This is a genomic window from Devosia sp. Z6_126, assembly GCF_058133495.1.
The window spans coordinates 152,778-167,538 of sequence record NZ_JBYUNO010000004.1; the positions used below are offsets into that span (position 1 = coordinate 152,778).

Annotated in this window: 16 protein-coding genes; 8 read left to right on the top strand and 8 right to left on the bottom strand. The window is 61.8% G+C overall.

Annotation, left to right across the window (positions count from 1 at the left end; all coding sequences use genetic code 11):
- Nucleotides 1-53: 53 nt before the first annotated feature.
- Nucleotides 54-494, bottom strand: coding sequence for a GFA family protein (locus tag AC3YOG_RS17545; RefSeq protein ID WP_489936012.1), 441 nt, complete (start codon nt 492-494; stop codon nt 54-56).
- 99 nt (nt 495-593) lie between these two features.
- On the opposite strand from AC3YOG_RS17545, the gene AC3YOG_RS17550 reads away from it, so the two are divergent.
- From AC3YOG_RS17550 to rpsD, 5 genes are all read left to right on the top strand, one after another.
- Complete coding sequence (locus tag AC3YOG_RS17550; protein ID WP_489936013.1) at nt 594-1,169, top strand: GNAT family N-acetyltransferase; 576 nt, start codon at nt 594-596, stop codon at nt 1,167-1,169.
- A gap of 96 nt (nt 1,170-1,265) precedes the next feature.
- The gene (locus AC3YOG_RS17555; protein WP_164854834.1) at nt 1,266-1,862 is read left to right on the top strand and encodes a GNAT family N-acetyltransferase; all 597 of its coding nucleotides are present in this window, start codon (nt 1,266-1,268) and stop codon (nt 1,860-1,862) included.
- 103 nt (nt 1,863-1,965) lie between these two features.
- On the top strand, nt 1,966-2,769 hold the full coding sequence (locus AC3YOG_RS17560; RefSeq protein ID WP_172123564.1) for an RNA methyltransferase: 804 nt from the start codon (nt 1,966-1,968) through the stop codon (nt 2,767-2,769).
- Between the two features lie 75 nt (nt 2,770-2,844).
- A complete protein-coding gene (locus AC3YOG_RS17565) occupies nt 2,845-4,116 on the top strand; it encodes an MFS transporter (RefSeq protein ID WP_489936014.1) in 1,272 nt (423 codons plus the stop codon).
- Nucleotides 4,117-4,291: 175 nt separating this feature from the next.
- A complete protein-coding gene (gene rpsD, locus AC3YOG_RS17570; protein ID WP_127753433.1) occupies nt 4,292-4,909 on the top strand; it encodes a 30S ribosomal protein S4 in 618 nt (205 codons plus the stop codon).
- Between the two features lie 189 nt (nt 4,910-5,098).
- Here rpsD and AC3YOG_RS17575 read toward each other — a convergent pair whose 3' ends face one another.
- On the bottom strand, nt 5,099-6,481 hold the full coding sequence (locus tag AC3YOG_RS17575; RefSeq protein WP_172123563.1) for an SbmA/BacA-like family transporter: 1,383 nt from the start codon (nt 6,479-6,481) through the stop codon (nt 5,099-5,101).
- 180 nt (nt 6,482-6,661) lie between these two features.
- Between AC3YOG_RS17575 and ttcA the strand changes: the two genes are divergently transcribed.
- Together ttcA and AC3YOG_RS17585 are read left to right on the top strand one after the other, a co-directional pair.
- The gene (gene ttcA, locus AC3YOG_RS17580) at nt 6,662-7,516 is read left to right on the top strand and encodes a tRNA 2-thiocytidine(32) synthetase TtcA (RefSeq protein WP_489936015.1); all 855 of its coding nucleotides are present in this window, start codon (nt 6,662-6,664) and stop codon (nt 7,514-7,516) included.
- Nucleotides 7,517-7,518: 2 nt separating this feature from the next.
- Nucleotides 7,519-8,337: an inositol monophosphatase family protein gene (locus tag AC3YOG_RS17585; RefSeq protein ID WP_489936016.1), complete on the top strand. Its 819-nt coding sequence runs from the start codon at nt 7,519-7,521 to the stop codon at nt 8,335-8,337.
- Nucleotides 8,338-8,353: 16 nt separating this feature from the next.
- Here AC3YOG_RS17585 and AC3YOG_RS17590 read toward each other — a convergent pair whose 3' ends face one another.
- Nucleotides 8,354-9,601 carry a multidrug effflux MFS transporter gene (locus AC3YOG_RS17590; RefSeq protein WP_172123562.1) on the bottom strand — a complete coding sequence of 416 codons (1,248 nt, stop codon included), beginning with the start codon at nt 9,599-9,601 and terminating at the stop codon, nt 8,354-8,356.
- Nucleotides 9,602-9,724: 123 nt separating this feature from the next.
- On the bottom strand, nt 9,725-10,939 hold the full coding sequence (locus tag AC3YOG_RS17595) for an MFS transporter (protein WP_489936017.1): 1,215 nt from the start codon (nt 10,937-10,939) through the stop codon (nt 9,725-9,727).
- Nucleotides 10,940-11,090: 151 nt separating this feature from the next.
- On the opposite strand from AC3YOG_RS17595, the gene AC3YOG_RS17600 reads away from it, so the two are divergent.
- Nucleotides 11,091-11,375 (top strand): Dabb family protein, encoded by a 285-nt coding sequence (locus tag AC3YOG_RS17600; protein ID WP_489889201.1) that lies wholly within the window; start codon nt 11,091-11,093, stop codon nt 11,373-11,375.
- A gap of 50 nt (nt 11,376-11,425) precedes the next feature.
- Here the strand turns inward: AC3YOG_RS17600 and grxD are convergent, their stop codons facing one another.
- The 4 genes from grxD to purL form a co-directional block, all read right to left on the bottom strand.
- Complete coding sequence (gene grxD / locus AC3YOG_RS17605) at nt 11,426-11,761, bottom strand: Grx4 family monothiol glutaredoxin (protein WP_489936018.1); 336 nt, start codon at nt 11,759-11,761, stop codon at nt 11,426-11,428.
- A 104-nt stretch (nt 11,762-11,865) separates the two neighbouring features.
- Entirely contained in the window at nt 11,866-12,183 is a 318-nt protein-coding gene (locus tag AC3YOG_RS17610; RefSeq protein ID WP_127753426.1) for a DUF6665 family protein, read from the bottom strand.
- Between the two features lie 5 nt (nt 12,184-12,188).
- Complete coding sequence (locus tag AC3YOG_RS17615) at nt 12,189-12,425, bottom strand: BolA family protein (RefSeq protein WP_127753425.1); 237 nt, start codon at nt 12,423-12,425, stop codon at nt 12,189-12,191.
- A 70-nt stretch (nt 12,426-12,495) separates the two neighbouring features.
- A complete protein-coding gene (gene purL / locus AC3YOG_RS17620; protein WP_489936019.1) occupies nt 12,496-14,745 on the bottom strand; it encodes a phosphoribosylformylglycinamidine synthase subunit PurL in 2,250 nt (749 codons plus the stop codon).
- Between the last annotated feature and the right edge of the window lie 16 nt (nt 14,746-14,761).

Genomic DNA, 14,761 nt, shown 5'->3' on the forward strand with positions numbered 1-14,761 from the left:
GCAAAGACTGGCTCGGCAAGGCCTCTTGCCCAGGGCGGGCAGGGCGGGCGGGTTCAGGCGGGCGAACGGCGGTAGGTCTCGTGCTGTGGAAGGTGATCGGCAACCGCGTCCCAGCCCAGGTGGGTGCGGGCGAAGATCAGTTGATTGGGCACAAACCAAGCGTTGTCGCCGGCGAAAAAGCCTGCCGCGACTAGGCGCACGGATGGAGCGCGGGAGGACTGGCCATAAAGCGGCGTGCCGCAATGGGGACAGAAGTGACGGGTGAAGGTTGCGCCCGACGCACTTGGCCGCGAGAAACTGCCGGCTTGCCCGGAGACGATCAGGTGTTGCTCGGACACGAGGGCCACGGTGGAATGACCCGTGCCGCTCGCCTGCTGGCAATGTAGGCAAGCGCACATGAACATGGAGCCGACCGGACCGGTGATGGCCATGGTCAGCGCCCCGCAGGCGCAACTGGCTTTCACGTTCACCGACACTCGGTCTTGTTTGCTCATGGAGGCAGGCTGCCATGCGGGTTGGCGAGGAACAAGAGCAATGGCCTTGCCTTGATTCTCCCGAACCGCAACAAAGAGTGGCTTCCGCCAGGAGGACGCATGGCGCTTTATCCGACCTATCCGATGGAAACCAAGCGGCTGCGTTTGCGCCCGTTTACACGCGGCGATGTTGATGCCGTGTTTGCCTATCGGCAGCGCGATGACGTGGCGCGGTTTCTGTTCGACTCGGCACTCAGCCGGGAGGAATGCGCACTGGCGGTGCAGCAGCGGATCGCGCAAACCACGCTGATCGACGAGGGCGACAAAATCGTTCTCGGGGTGGAACTGCCCGGCACCGGCGAACTGATCGGCGAAGTTTCGCTGATCTGGCGGAGCGTCGACAGCCAACAAGGGGAAGTGGGCTGGATCCTGCACCCGGACTATCACGGGCAGGGCTATGGCACGGAAGCGGCGGGCGCGATGCTGGACCTGGCGTTCAGGCAGGCAAATCTGCATCGGGTGATTGCCCGCTGCGCAGCCGAGAATGCGTCATCGTTCCATCTCATGGAGCGCCTGGGCATGCGGCGGGAAGCGCATTTCCGCGAGCACGCCGTCACCAAAGGTGTGTGGGATGAAGAGTTCATTTACGCTATTTTGCAGGGCGAGTGGCTGAGCCGGAACACGCCCCAGACCTAGTCCCAGCATCTTCAACTAACTTGCGCTAGTGCTGGAACTTCCCGCTGACGTGATCCGTTCATGATCGGTCAGTATCTATTCGGGAGGTTCGCCATCATGTCGTCACCATCTTTGCCCTTGCAAACAGATCGGTTGATGCTGCGGACCTTCGAGCGCGCCGACCTTGCGGATCTCGCGGCCTATCATACCCTTCCATCCATGCAGCGCTATGTGTTCAGCCGAACGCGCGATGAGGCCGATGTTGCCGATGCGCTCAACGTCCTGCGGGGACATGTGAGCCTGCAGCGGCCTGGAGACACGCTGACCCTGGCCATGGTGCGCAAGGGCGACAAGAAGGTCATCGGCCATGTTTCGCTGAATTGGCAGGACGCAACATCGGGGCAGGGCGAAGTTCGCTTCTGCATCAATCCCAGCTATTCGGGACAGGGCTATGCCGCCGAAGCGCTGGGCGCCATGTTCGATCTCGCTTTCGAGCGGTTCCACATCCACCGGGTATTTGTCCGGTGTGACGGGCGCAACCACAATTCCATCAAGCTAATGCAAAAGCTCGGCCTGCGCCTCGAAGCGCATTACCGCGAGCATGCGCTGTTCCAGGGCGAGTGGGACGAAGAACTGCATTTCGCCATTCTCGACCGGGAATGGAACCGCTCCAGCAAGGTCAAGGAACTGCCGATCCGCCATCGCGTTGCCTGAACGGCGCTTGGATATCTCGAATTCAGAACGGCGCTCCAGCGGGGCGCCGTTTGCGTTTGCCGCGGCGCTCCGCTAAGTGCGGCTGATAGCGAGAAGGGGCATCATGGCCGGCACCGATTCATCCATTCCCATCACCCTGGCGCCGTCACCGGCGATTATCCTGTGCGAGCCGCAGCTGGGCGAGAACATTGGCACGGCCGCTCGGGCCATGGCTAATTTCGGGCTGTGGGACTTGCGGCTGGTGCGGCCGCGCGACGGCTGGCCTAATGAGAAGGCGGTGAACGCCGCTTCCCGTGCCGATCATGTGCTCGAACGGGTGCGGGTGTTCGATACGCTTGAAGCGGCGATCAGCGACCTTACCCTGGTTTATGCCACGACGGCCCGCTCGCGCGACTTGCAGAAGGCGGTGATCGGCCCCGACGAGGCAGCGCAACGGATGGCCAGCCATATCGGTGGTGGTCGTGGTGCCGGCCTTCTGTTCGGGCGTGAGCGCTGGGGGTTGCTCAATGACGAGGTGGCCTTGGCCGATGCCATCGTGACCTTGCCGGTGGAGCCTGCCTTTGCTTCGCTCAACATCGCGCAGGCCGTGTTGCTGCTGGCCTATGAATGGCGCCGCCACAGCGCCGCCGGAACCACGCTGCCATTCGATGATAATCTGGCGCAGGTTGCGCCGCGCGAAGAACTGGTTGGCTTGTTCGGGCATTTGGAAGCGACGCTCGACCAATCGGGATTCTTTACCGCACCGGACAAGCGGCCCACAGTGGTCAACAATTTGCGCACGATGCTCGAGCGCGGCAAGTTCACCAGCCAGGAAATCCGCACTTTGCGCGGCGTAATTTCTTCGATTGACCGGCGCCATCAGCGCCCCAATCCAAACCGGCAGCCGCGCGAAAGTGACAAAGGCTAGAAAATCGGCGGTCGGTCTGAGTTCGGGTGTGTTTGAGGCTTTGACGAGCGTTTACCGGCATGCCATGGGCAAATGATGAGCACGCCCGCACCGCATGATAAATCCCGCCTCGCTTTCAGTTACACCGGCTTCCGCTTCTTTTGGCTGACCACGCTGCTGGTCAGCTTTGCCGTCCAGATCATGTCTGTATCCATCGCCTGGCAGATCTTTGCGATCACCGGCGATTATTTCCTGCTCGGGCTGGTGGGCCTTTGCTTGTTTATGCCGGCTCTGGTGTTGATGCTGGTGACGGGCCTAGCGGCGGACCGGTTCAACCGCCGGATGATCATGGCAGTGTGCCTGGCAGTGGAGCTGGGTTGCGCGATCGGTTTTCTCATGCTGGTGAATGCGCAGGAGCATGAGGTTTGGCCGATCTTTGCCATCCTAGTGGTGCTGGGCACCGCCCGCGCCTTCTGGAGCCCGGCAGCCCAGTCGCTGGCGCCAAACCTGGTGCCCCCTGAAGCACTGAGCAATGCGATTACGGTCAATGCATCGGCCTGGCAGTTTGCGGCGATCATGGGACCCTCGATTGGTGGTGTGCTGTATGCCCTGAGCCCGGTCGTTGCGTTTGGCACCGCGGGCGTGCTGTTGCTGGTAGCCAGCGGTTGTGTGCTGCTGATCCCCAAGCCGCAGCAGCGCCAATCGCAGCAGGCGACCAGCCTTGAGACGATCTTTGGCGGATTCCGTTATATCCTGAGCAACAAGGTGGTACTGGGCGCCATTTCGCTCGACATGTTCGCCGTGCTGATGGGCGGGGCAGTGGCCTTGCTGCCGGCCTTCACTGAAGAGATACTGCATGGTGGGCCGGTGGAGTTCGGCATTTTGCGGGCGTCGCCCGGCGTTGGCGCGCTGTTGATGGCGTTGACGCTGACGCGCTTCCCCATCCGGCATCATGCCGGCAAGATGCTGTTCGTGTTCGTGGCGCTGTTTGGTTTGTTCACGACGGTGTTCGGGCTGTCGAGCAATGTGTGGCTGTCGATTGGAGCACTGATGCTGGTGGGCGCCTCGGATATGGTGAGCGTAACCATCCGCGAGACCATCATGCAGCTCTGGACGCCTGAAGAGGTGCGCGGACGCGTCAATGCGGTCAATTCGGTGTTCATCGGTGCGTCCAACGAGCTTGGCGAATTTCGAGCCGGAACAGTCGCCCATTTCATTGGGCCGGTTGGCGCGGTGGTGGTGGGTGGCGTGGGCGCCATGGCGGTCGCGGCGATCTGGAGCCGGGTGTTTCCCGGGCTGCGCAAGCAGGATACACTTGACCGCAAGATGGTCAGGGATGGCGTGGCCGAGCCGCTGTCGACCCCTTAGAGGCCGGCCGGCTTGACTTTGCCGCTGGCCCCTTTTATCAACCGGCCACCTATTGCGGCCTTCGGGCCCTAGGCGCACCCGGGATCTTCTTTCATCAGAGGTCTGTCAGCCTGTCGGTTCACCGGCAGGCAGAGGAGGGCGCGATCCATTTCGACGTTTCATGAAAGGATACGCGATGTCGAAGCGCATTTCTGCCAAGCACAAGATTGACCGCCGTCTTGGCGAAAATATCTGGGGTCGTCCGTCGAGCCCGCTTAATGCTCGTGCCTATGGCCCCGGCCAGCACGGCCAGCGCCGCAAGGGCAAGCTGAGCGATTATGGTCTGCAGCTGCGCGCCAAGCAGAAGCTGAAGGGCTACTATGCCTCGATTACCGAGAAGTCGTTCAAGAAGCTCTACAACGAAGCTGCCCGCGTCAAGGGCGACACCGGCGAGAACCTGATCGGCCTGCTCGAGTCGCGCCTGGACGCGATCGTCTATCGTGCCAAGTTCGTGGCAACCCCGTTTGCTGCCCGCCAGTTCGTCAACCATGGCCATGTGATGGTCAATGGCAAGCGCGTCAACATCCCGTCCTACCAGGTCAAGGTTGGCGACAAGATCGAAGTGCGCGAGCGCTCCAAGCAGCTCACCGTTCTGCTCGAAGCCATCCAGCTGGCTGAGCGTGATGTGCCCGACTATGTGGAAGTCGACCACAACAAGATGACCGCGACCTATGTTCGCGTGCCGGCCCTCTCGGATGTGCCCTATCCGGTGCAGATGGAGCCAAATCTGGTGGTGGAATTCTACTCGCGCTAAGCGAACCAGAGTTTGGAATGTAAAAGGGCCGCTCTTCGGAGCGGCCCTTTTTTGTTTGTGGGCTGCGGGGGGCGTGATGGGGATGGTCACCGGACAGAGCGGCGCGTCCTGATGTGGTGATCGGAACTCATACCAAAGAAGAAGGGCCGCTCCATGAGCGGCCCTTCATTGCGTCCAGCGAGGCGGTTGCTAGGCGGAAGCGCCGCTGAGGCTGACCTTTATCGGTTCCTGATCCTGGGGGATGTAGCTTTCGAACTTGCGCAGGCGCATGACGACCGATTGTAGCTCCACAATTACCGTCCAGGCGCGCGCGAAGAACTGGAAGGAGCTGAAAACCTGTCCGAAGGCGATCTGTATCTGCTGGTAGAGGCCCATGGTGAGTGTGCCGGCAAGGATGGAGGGCGCCATGACGAGGAGCGGCACATAGCCGACCATGTTGGTGTAGCCGTACCTGGCAAGGTTGAAGTAGGTGTAGTGAAAATACAGGCGGAAGTAGTTCCTCTGCACATCGGCGAAGAGGTGACGGATCGTCGGGGGTTGGGCACGATCAGCATGGTCTTCGCCGAAGACCAGCTCTTTGCGGTAGGCCGCTTCGACACGCTGGTTGGCGAAGTTGAGGCCCGGCAACTTTATTCCGACGAGCGCCAGCAGCGCCGTGCCCGCTGCAGCACCCAGCAGAGCCACCCAGACTAGGCCACCTGGCGCGGCGCCAAAGATCGGCAGCTCGCTGATATTGGCAGAAAGGCTCCAGAGCAGGGGCAGAAAGACGACTAGCGTGATCAGTGAGTCGAAGAACGCGGTGCCCAGATCTTCCATGATCGAGGCGAAGCGCATTGTATCTTCCTGAACGCGCTGTGCCGCCCCTTCGGTGTGCCGGATCTCGGGCCAGTAAGTCATGTAGTAGAAGTTCATGGCCTTGCGCCAGCGGAACACGTAGTGGGACGTGTAGAAGGCCAGGGCGACGGCGACGAGCACATTGGGGATGGTGACGAGGATGATGGTCCAGGTCAGTCCGTAAAGCTGATCGGGTGTTACTGATCCCGGCTGCGTCAGTGCCAATTGGATGGTGTTGAAGAACGAGCCCGACCATTCATTGACGAAGGCCTGCACCTGCACCTGGAAGTAGATGACCAGCAGGATGACAGCGGAAGAAACCACCGACCACCAGTACCACTCATTGCGCTTGTAGAAGTACCAGAAGACGCAGAAAACCAGCGCCACCATAACAACGTATTGGTAGAGCCATACCCGCTCGGCCGTCAGGAAATTGAGGCTGGCACCTTCGGCGGCAGCTGCCGCTGGATTAGGAGTGACCGGAGCTTCGCTCTCGGTGGAAGCGGGAGCATTAGGATTGGTTTGCTCGGCTCCCGCGGCAGGATCAGGCACCGGCTGGTCGGCTGTGGTGGGCTGATCGGAGACGGTGGCCGCCATCACTGGATGGGTGAACCGGTCAATGCTGATCACGGCGCGCAATGGTTCCCCGATGGAGAACCACAACAGCACTGATGCCAGCAGCCATAAGGCCGCTGAACTGAAGAAGATTTTTGGAACGGGGAAAAAGGACCGAAACACCGCGCGACTCCTTGGTGCCGAGAATATCGCCGCATCTAGCCGCCGAGTTTGGGCGAATGCAAGAAAGCGAAATTAAGCTTTGGTAAGGATAGCGAAGTTCGGTTTTCCTTCCCCTCCGTGTTCCATAGGGCTATCAGCAGGACACGTTGTTCAACGAGAGTTAACGCCATGAGTGCGGTGATGGACGATCTTGCCACGCCCGAGACAGATGCGGCGGAAAGCGGCGCGCATCCCATCTATGCCGATGCCCCGCGCAGCGTGGAGTTCAACAAGCTGCGCAAGCGGCTGATCCGCAATACGCGCGAGGCGCTCGAGAAGTTTGCCATGGTCCGACCGGGCGAGCGGTGGCTGGTGGCGCTGTCAGGGGGGAAGGACAGCTATGGCTTGCTGGCTTTGCTGCTGGATCTGAAATGGCGCGGGCTGCTGCCGGTGGAGCTGCTGGCGTGCAATCTCGACCAGGGGCAGCCCAATTTTCCCAAGCACATCCTGCCCGAGTTTCTCAGTGGGCTCGGGATCGAGCACCGGATCGAATACAAGGACACCTATTCGATCGTCACCGACAAGCTGCCGGCCGGTGCGACCTATTGTTCGCTTTGTTCGCGGCTGCGACGCGGCAATCTTTATCGCATTGCGCGCGAGGAGGGCTGTTCGGCGCTGGTGCTGGGGCACCACCGGGACGATAGTCTCGAAACGTTTTTCATGAACCTGTTCCATGGTGGCAAGCTCGCCGCCATGCCGCCGCGCCTGTTGAACGATGACGGCAATGTGGAAGTGCTGCGGCCGCTGATTTATTGCGCCGAGGACGACTTAGCGCGCTTTGCCGAGCAGATGCAGTTTCCCATCATTCCCTGTGACCTTTGTGGGTCGCAGGATGGGCTGGAGCGCAATGCGATGAAGGCCATGCTTGCCGATATCGAAAAACGCATGCCGGGGCGCAAGGACGTGATGATCCGTGCGCTAGGCAACATTAATCCCAGTCATATGCTCGATCCGCGGTTGTTTGACTTTGCCGGCCTGGCCGAACGGAGAAGCTAATCGTGAACATCGATATCGAGTGGCTTGCCGGCGTGCTGCGCGCAGCGGCCAAGGCTGAGATCCTCCCCCGGTTCCGGCGGCTTGAGGATATCGACATTCAGGTTAAAACCGAGGCCATCGACCTGGTGACCGCGGCCGATCTGGCTGCCGAGCAATTCATCAAGGCCGAGATCAGCCGGAAAATGCCATCGGCGCTGTTTGTCGGCGAAGAATCGGTGGCCGCCGACCCGCAACTGCTCAGGGCGCTCGCCGATGCGGAGCTGGCTGTGGTTGTTGACCCGATTGATGGGACCGCCAACTACGCAGCTGGCTTGCCGCTGTTTGCCGTGATGGCGGCGGTGGTCGTGGGCGGCGAAACGGTTGCCGGGATCATCTACGACCCGATGGGGGATGACTGGATGCTGGCGGAACAGGGCGGCGGCACCTGGCTGCGCCGGCCCGATGGCACCGGCAGACGCCTGCATGTTGCCCCACCCTTGCCGTTGCCCGAGATGGTGGGCACCGCTTCCATTGCCTTTGTGCCGCCGGGCAAGAAGGTCGAGATCTTGCAGAACTTCGCCAAGGTGCGGCTCGTGTCGCATTACCGCGTGGCGGGGCACGAATACCGCACCTTTGTGTCGGGGCATTCGCAGTTCGTGAGCTACAACAAGCTGATGCCCTGGGACCACCTAGGGGGCGCGCTTATGGCGCAGGAGGCCGGTGGCTATGTGGCGCGGATGGATGGCTCGGCCTATCGTCCGCACCATATCGAGGGCGGTCTGCTGGCCGCCATCGACAAGGAAAGCTGGGAGCAGCTGCGGCGTAACGTTTTCACGTTCTGAGCCGCAGCAGCGGGGCCTAGTGGGCGGCGGAGAGATCGGCCGCAATGGGGCCGTTCTCGGTGCGGAACAGCTTGCCGCGTTCGGCCACGAGGATGCAGGCGATGGCGAGGCAGCCCATGATGAAGTAGCCGACGGCCACCGGCACCACGGTGCCATCGAAGTGCTGGCCGATATAGCCGCCGATGATCACGCCACCCACGGTCTGGATGAAGCCAAAGACCGAGGAAGCGGTACCGGCGACGGCGCCGAGCGGCTCCATGGACAGCGAGTTCATGTTGGAGGCGGCCCAGCCAAAGCAGAACATGATAACGGCCAGGCAGCTCAGGAACAGCCAGAGCGGCAGGTTGCCAGTGACCGCGAGGACAACCCAGACGCCGCTCACCAGGGTGTAGACCAGCACCGCGCCGTGAGAGAGCCGGCGCATGCCGAAGCGGCGCACGATCTTGGAATTGGTGAAGGACGACACGGCCATCAGGCCCGCAATAGCGGCAAAGGCGACGGGGAAGTAGACGCCCAGGCCATAGATGTCGACATAGATCTGCTGGGAGGAGCTGATGAAGCCAAACAGCGCCGCAAACAGGAACATGCCGGCAAGGCCATAGGAGAACGCCACGCGGTTGGTGAACACGATGCGGAAGCCATCCACCACCGAGCCGAAGGTCAGCGGGCGGCGCTTGTCGAGCGGCAGGGTTTCGGGCAGGCGGAAATAGCCCCAAATGCCGAAGATCGTGGCCAGCACGCCCATGAAGATGAAGATGGTCTGCCAGGGGCCGGTCAGGAGCAGGATCTGCCCGATGCCGGGCGCAATCACCGGGATGGCCATGAAGACCATGAAGGTCAGCGACATGACCTCGGCCATGGCGCGGCCGGAATAAAGGTCGCGCACCAGGGAGGTGGTGATGACCCGAGTGCCGGCGGCGCCGATTCCCTGTACGAAGCGCAGAATCAGCAGGGTGGCGAAATTGGGCGAGAAGGCCGCGGCGACGACCGCGACGATATAAAGGATAATGCCGAGCAGGAGCGGCGCGCGACGGCCGAATCGATCAGACAGCGGGCCGAAAGCCAGCTGCGCGGCACCGAAGCCGAACATGTAGACGGAGACGACGAACTGGCGCTCGTTTTCGCTGCTGATGCCAAGGGCCTCGCCCATATAGGGCAGGGCGGGAAGCATGACATCGATAGCGAGGGCATTGAGCGACATCATCGCTGCCATCAGGGCAATAAATTCCGGACGGGAAAGCACCCGGGTCAAATGTTTGGACATGTTCTGGATCTCGAGGCTGCCGCCGGACGCGACACGATGTGCCGGACCATGAACCCGGAAGCCTAATTTGGCAACCGGCTATATCGTTAAAAGGCGATGGTGGAAGCGCCTTTTAGGTCAAGGTCAGGCGGGTTGCGGGGCGAATTTTACGTCGACTTTTTCGTTGATGGGAAGGTGGATGGCGGCCGAGGCCAGGCCGAGAACTATGCCCAGATACCAGACCAGACTATAGGAGCCGGTCACGTCATAGACATAGCCGCCCAACCAGACGCCCACGAAAGAGCCGACCTGGTGGCTGAAAAAGGCGACGCCGTAGAGCATGCCCATGTAGCGGGCACCAAAGAACAGGGTCACGAGGCCAGCCGTGAGTGGAACGGTGGAGAGCCAGAGCACGCCCATGGTCGCGGCAAAGGCATAGGCGGTCCATTCCGAGACCGGGACCAGCAGAAACACGGCGATAGCCACTGCCCGCAGGAAGTAGATGCTGGCGAGCAGCATCTGCTTGGGGAGGCGACTGCCGAGATAGCCGGAGAGGAGCGAGCCGACGATATTGAACAGCCCGATCACGGCAATGGTCCAGCTGCCGACCTCGGGAGAGAGGCCGCATTGCACCAAATAGGCGGGCATATGAACGTTGATGAACGCCAGATGAAAGCCGCAGACAAAGAAGCCGATGACGAGAAGGCGGTATGAGCCATGTCCCCAGGCGCGCGCCAGAGCGTCCATGAAGCGCAGGTCGGCATGGCCGACGGGGTTCTCGGTGCGACCGCGCAGGGCGTAGCTCAAGGGGATGATGAGCACGAGCATCGTGCCGAGATAGATGAGGGCAGTGTGCCAGCCAAAGCTGTTGATGAAGCCCTGGCTGATTGGGGCAAAGATGAACTGGCCGAAGGACGAGGCGGCAGTGGCGACGCCGAAGATCAGGGTGCGCTTTTCCTGCGGGACGGAACGGCCGAAGGCGACCATGACGACGCTGAAGGATGATACGGCAATGCCGACGCCGGTGATAACGCCGCCGGTGATGGTGAGCAGACTGGCCGTGGGAGAGAAGGCCATGAGGATCACGCCCAAGGCGTAGATGGCGGCGCCGCCGGCGAGGGTGCGGCCGGTGCCGTAGCGGTCGGCCCAGGCGCCCGCAAAGGGCTGGGCGACGCCCCAGGCCAGGTTCTGGATCGCCATGGCCATGCCATAGCCTTCGCGGGTGAGGCCCAGATCGGTGGAGATGGGCAGCGTAAACAGCCCAAAGCTGGTGCGAACGCCGTTGCCGATCGCCGCGATGAGGCAGCCGCAGATGATCAGCGCAAGCAGAGGTACGGCGGGGCGAAGGCTGCTGGGCATGGCAGGAATCCAAGAAAGACAATCCTGTCTACGCCTGCGGTCCTATGTCGCAAAGCGATAATGCGGAATGACTTCGATGAATTTGGGTGATGGGGTTGACCGCTGCCCCGCCGGCGGGAACAACACGCGCTTCGCGCAGGAGCCGTTTGCCTTGATCCGCCACATCATATTCTTCACCGCCCCATCACCCGACAAGATCGAGGCGATCTGCCAGGGCCTTGAGCCGCTGGGCACTATCCCGCACTCGTCCCACTTCGAGGTGCGGCGCAACAGCAAGGTCGACCAGATCTCCAATGAGATCGATGTGGTGGTTTATGCCGAGTTCGCCGATGCCGCTGCACTGGCAGCTTACAAGGCCCATCCCACTTATGCGGAAACGACCCGCAAGGTGCAGCCGATGCGGGAGTTGCGCTTTTCAGCCGATATCGAGGTTTGAAGCAACAACGCCGGCCCGAGGGCCGGCGTTGTTGTCTGAGTTGGGCGCGATCAGGCGCTTTGCTTGACCGGGATGCCGGCCTGTTCGAAATGGGACTGCAGTTCACCAGCCTGGAACATCTCGCGCACGATGTCGGCGCCGCCAACAAACTCGCCCTTCACATAGAGCTGCGGAATGGTCGGCCAGTTGGTAAAGGCCTTGATGCCGTCGCGCAGTTCGGCGCTTTCCAGCACATTGGCGCTGCCATATTCAACGCCGAGATAGTTGAGAATCTGAACGACCTGGCCAGAAAAACCGCATTGCGGGAAATCGGGCGACCCCTTCATGAAGAGGAACACGTCGTTGTTGGTTACCTTGTCGGTGATGAAGGCGTTGATGTCGGTCATGGCTGCTCTCTCGCTTGCACGCTCCGAAAAGCGGACATTGTTGGTAGATAAATAGGTCATCGTCCCAGCGGTGTCGAGAACAGTGGCAGCGAAATCACGCGGCTCTAGCGGCGAGAGGGCGCCGCGCCCAGTCCGACGAGCACTTCGGGCGTGATCTTGAGTTCGCGGATGACATCATTGTGACTACGGAAGCCGATGAGTTCACGCTGAACGAAGTAGGCCCAGACCGCCTGGCGGGCAGTTTCAAGACATTGCTGGCGGTTCGAGTCGGGCTCGGCGAGCGCTGCCATTGCCGCTATCACCCGGGCTTCGGCGCTGCCGAGCGATGACGCGCGCTCGGCAACAATCTCGTGCTCGATTGCCGATGTGCCCGCTTCCGGGCGGACCATGCGGATGAGATCGAGCGAGTCGCGCAGCGACATGGTGCTTACTCGGGCGGGGCGCTGGTTTGCAGCGCCAAAGCGTGGAGGGCACCGCCCATGTCGCCGCCAATCGCCTGATAAACGATCTGGTGCTGCTGCACGCGCGATTTGCCCTTAAACGCGGTGGACACGACAGTGGCGGCGTAGTGATCGCCGTCGCCGGCCAGATCGCGAATGTCGATTTCGGCATCGGGTAGCGCGGCCTTGATGCGGCGCTCGATCTCGATTGCGTCCATTGGCATAGCGCTACTCCGTCATAGTTCGCCGGCGACGTGGCCGGTCACTTCGATATTGCATGGTCGCCGAGGCGCTTCAATGGCCGGCATTGTCGGCAGCCATGCCGGACATGAAGCTGGGGAACCAGTCGTCATGCGCCGACTTCAGCTGCGCCAGGGGGAGGGGGCGAGCGGCGCCGAGGACAAGGTCCGTGCCCCCAGTGGAGCCGATCCAGGGCGCAAAGATGCCGAGCGCCTGGGCCTCGGCCCATAGTTCGGCCAGTTCCTCGCCCTGCGGGTCCAGGTTCACGGTGACAAGGTAGCGCCCCTGATCTTCGGCAAAGTATTGCAGAATGGGGTCCTGGTCCTCGAGGTCGACGACTGTAGCGCCAATGCCAGAGGCTACGGCCATTTCCGCCAGCCCCACGGCAAGGCCGCCGTCGGAGAGGTCATGCACGGCAGTGGCGATGCCCGAGCGGATCAGCTTGCGTACGAAATCGCCCGTGCGCTTTTCATGGGCGAGGTCAACCGGCGGTGGAGCGCCATCGGCACGGCCGAAGAGATCGCGCAGATAGATGGACTGTCCGAGATGGGTCCCCCGCTGGGGCGGCGCGCCCACGAGGAGGATGACTTCGCCCGCTGACGCAAAGCCGGTACGGACCATCTTCGACCAGTCATCGATCAGGCCGACGCCGCCAATGGTGGGGGTGGGAAGGATGCCTTGGCCATTGGTTTCGTTGTAGAGCGAGACATTGCCGGAGACGATCGGGAACTCAAGCGCGCGGCAGGCCTCACCGATGCCTTTGATCGCGCCGACCAACTGGCCCATGATTTCGGGGCGTTCGGGATTGCCGAAATTGAGGTTGTCTGTGGCCGCCAGTGGCTCGGCGCCGGTAGCGGTCAGGTTGCGCCAGCACTCGGCCACGGCCTGCTTGCCGCCTTCAAAGGGGTCGGCCTCGCAGTAGCGGGGGGTGACGTCGGACGAGAAGGCGAGCGCCTTGGCGGCATGGCCATCGACGCGGATGACACCGGCATCGCCGCCGGGACGCTGGAGCGAGTTGCCGCCAATGAGAGTATCATACTGCTCGTAGACCCAGCGGCGCGAGGCGATCTGGTGGCCGCCCATGAGTTTGAGGAGAGCGTCGGCGACATCCATCTGCGGGACGTCGCTTGCAGCGAGCGGTGCGGGCCGGGCCGGCTCAATCCAGGGGCGATCATATTCGGGAGCTTCGTCGCCGAGCTCCTTGATGGGGAGGTTGGCGACTTCCTCGCCGCGCCACATGACGCGGAAGCGCAGATCGTCGGTGGTTTTGCCCACGGTCGCGAAATCGAGTTCCCATTTCTGGAACACGGCGCGTGCTTCGGCTTCCTTGGCCGGATGCAGCACCATCAGCATGCGCTCCTGGGACTCGGAGAGCATCATCTCATAGGGCGTCATTTCGGTTTCGCGGACCGGAACCATATCGAGGTTCAGCTCGATTCCGAGATCGCCCTTGGCGCCCATTTCCACGGCCGAGCAGGTCAGCCCGGCCGCACCCATGTCCTGGATGGCGATGACGGCGCCGGTGGGCATGAGTTCGAGGCAGGCTTCAAGGAGGCGCTTTTCGGTAAAGGGGTCGCCGACCTGGACGGTGGGGCGCTTCTGCTCGATGTCGTCGCCAAACTCGGCCGAGGCCATGGTGGCGCCGCCGACGCCATCGCGGCCGGTCTTGGCGCCGAGATAAACCACCGGAAGGCCGACGCCTTCCGCCTTGGAGTAGAAGATCTTGTCGGTATCGGCCAAGCCAGCGGCAAAGGCATTGACGAGGATATTGCCGTTGTAGCGCGGATCGAACTCGACCTCGCCGCCAACGGTGGGCACGCCAAACGCGTTGCCATACCCGCCGATGCCGGCGACAACCCCCGACACTAGGTGGCGGGTTTTTTCGTGGTCGGGCGCGCCGAAGCGCAGCGCGTTCATGGCGGCAACAGGACGGGCACCCATGGTGAAGACGTCACGCAAGATGCCGCCCATGCCGGTGCCGGCGCCCTGATAGGGCTCGATGAAGCTCGGATGGTTGTGCGACTCCATTTTGAAGACGACCGCCTGGCCGTCGCCGATATCAACCACGCCAGCGTTCTCGCCCGGACCCTGGATGACGCGAGGGCCGGTGGTTGGAAGAGTCTTGAGCCACTTCTTGGAGGATTTGTAGGAGCAGTGCTCGTTCCACATCGCGGAAAAGATGCCCAGCTCGGTATAGGTCGGCTGCCGGCCAATCAGGGCAACAATCTTGTCGAACTCGTCGGGCTTGATGCCATGATCGGCGACGAGTTCAGGCGTGATGGCGATGTGATTGTCGTAGGGCATGGTTGAACTGTCCGGC

Coding starts and splice junctions, on each gene's coding strand:
- AC3YOG_RS17545 (WP_489936012.1), bottom strand. CDS start 494: ATGAGCAAACAAGACCGAGTGTCGGTGAACGTGAAAGCCAGTTGCGCC.
- AC3YOG_RS17550 (WP_489936013.1), top strand. CDS start 594: ATGGCGCTTTATCCGACCTATCCGATGGAAACCAAGCGGCTGCGTTTG.
- AC3YOG_RS17555 (WP_164854834.1), top strand. CDS start 1,266: ATGTCGTCACCATCTTTGCCCTTGCAAACAGATCGGTTGATGCTGCGG.
- AC3YOG_RS17560 (WP_172123564.1), top strand. CDS start 1,966: ATGGCCGGCACCGATTCATCCATTCCCATCACCCTGGCGCCGTCACCG.
- AC3YOG_RS17565 (WP_489936014.1), top strand. CDS start 2,845: ATGAGCACGCCCGCACCGCATGATAAATCCCGCCTCGCTTTCAGTTAC.
- rpsD (WP_127753433.1), top strand. CDS start 4,292: ATGTCGAAGCGCATTTCTGCCAAGCACAAGATTGACCGCCGTCTTGGC.
- ttcA (WP_489936015.1), top strand. CDS start 6,662: ATGGACGATCTTGCCACGCCCGAGACAGATGCGGCGGAAAGCGGCGCG.
- AC3YOG_RS17590 (WP_172123562.1), bottom strand. CDS start 9,601: ATGTCCAAACATTTGACCCGGGTGCTTTCCCGTCCGGAATTTATTGCC.
- AC3YOG_RS17595 (WP_489936017.1), bottom strand. CDS start 10,939: ATGCCCAGCAGCCTTCGCCCCGCCGTACCTCTGCTTGCGCTGATCATC.
- grxD (WP_489936018.1), bottom strand. CDS start 11,761: ATGACCGACATCAACGCCTTCATCACCGACAAGGTAACCAACAACGAC.
- AC3YOG_RS17610 (WP_127753426.1), bottom strand. CDS start 12,183: ATGTCGCTGCGCGACTCGCTCGATCTCATCCGCATGGTCCGCCCGGAA.
- AC3YOG_RS17615 (WP_127753425.1), bottom strand. CDS start 12,425: ATGCCAATGGACGCAATCGAGATCGAGCGCCGCATCAAGGCCGCGCTA.
- purL (WP_489936019.1), bottom strand. CDS start 14,745: ATGCCCTACGACAATCACATCGCCATCACGCCTGAACTCGTCGCCGAT.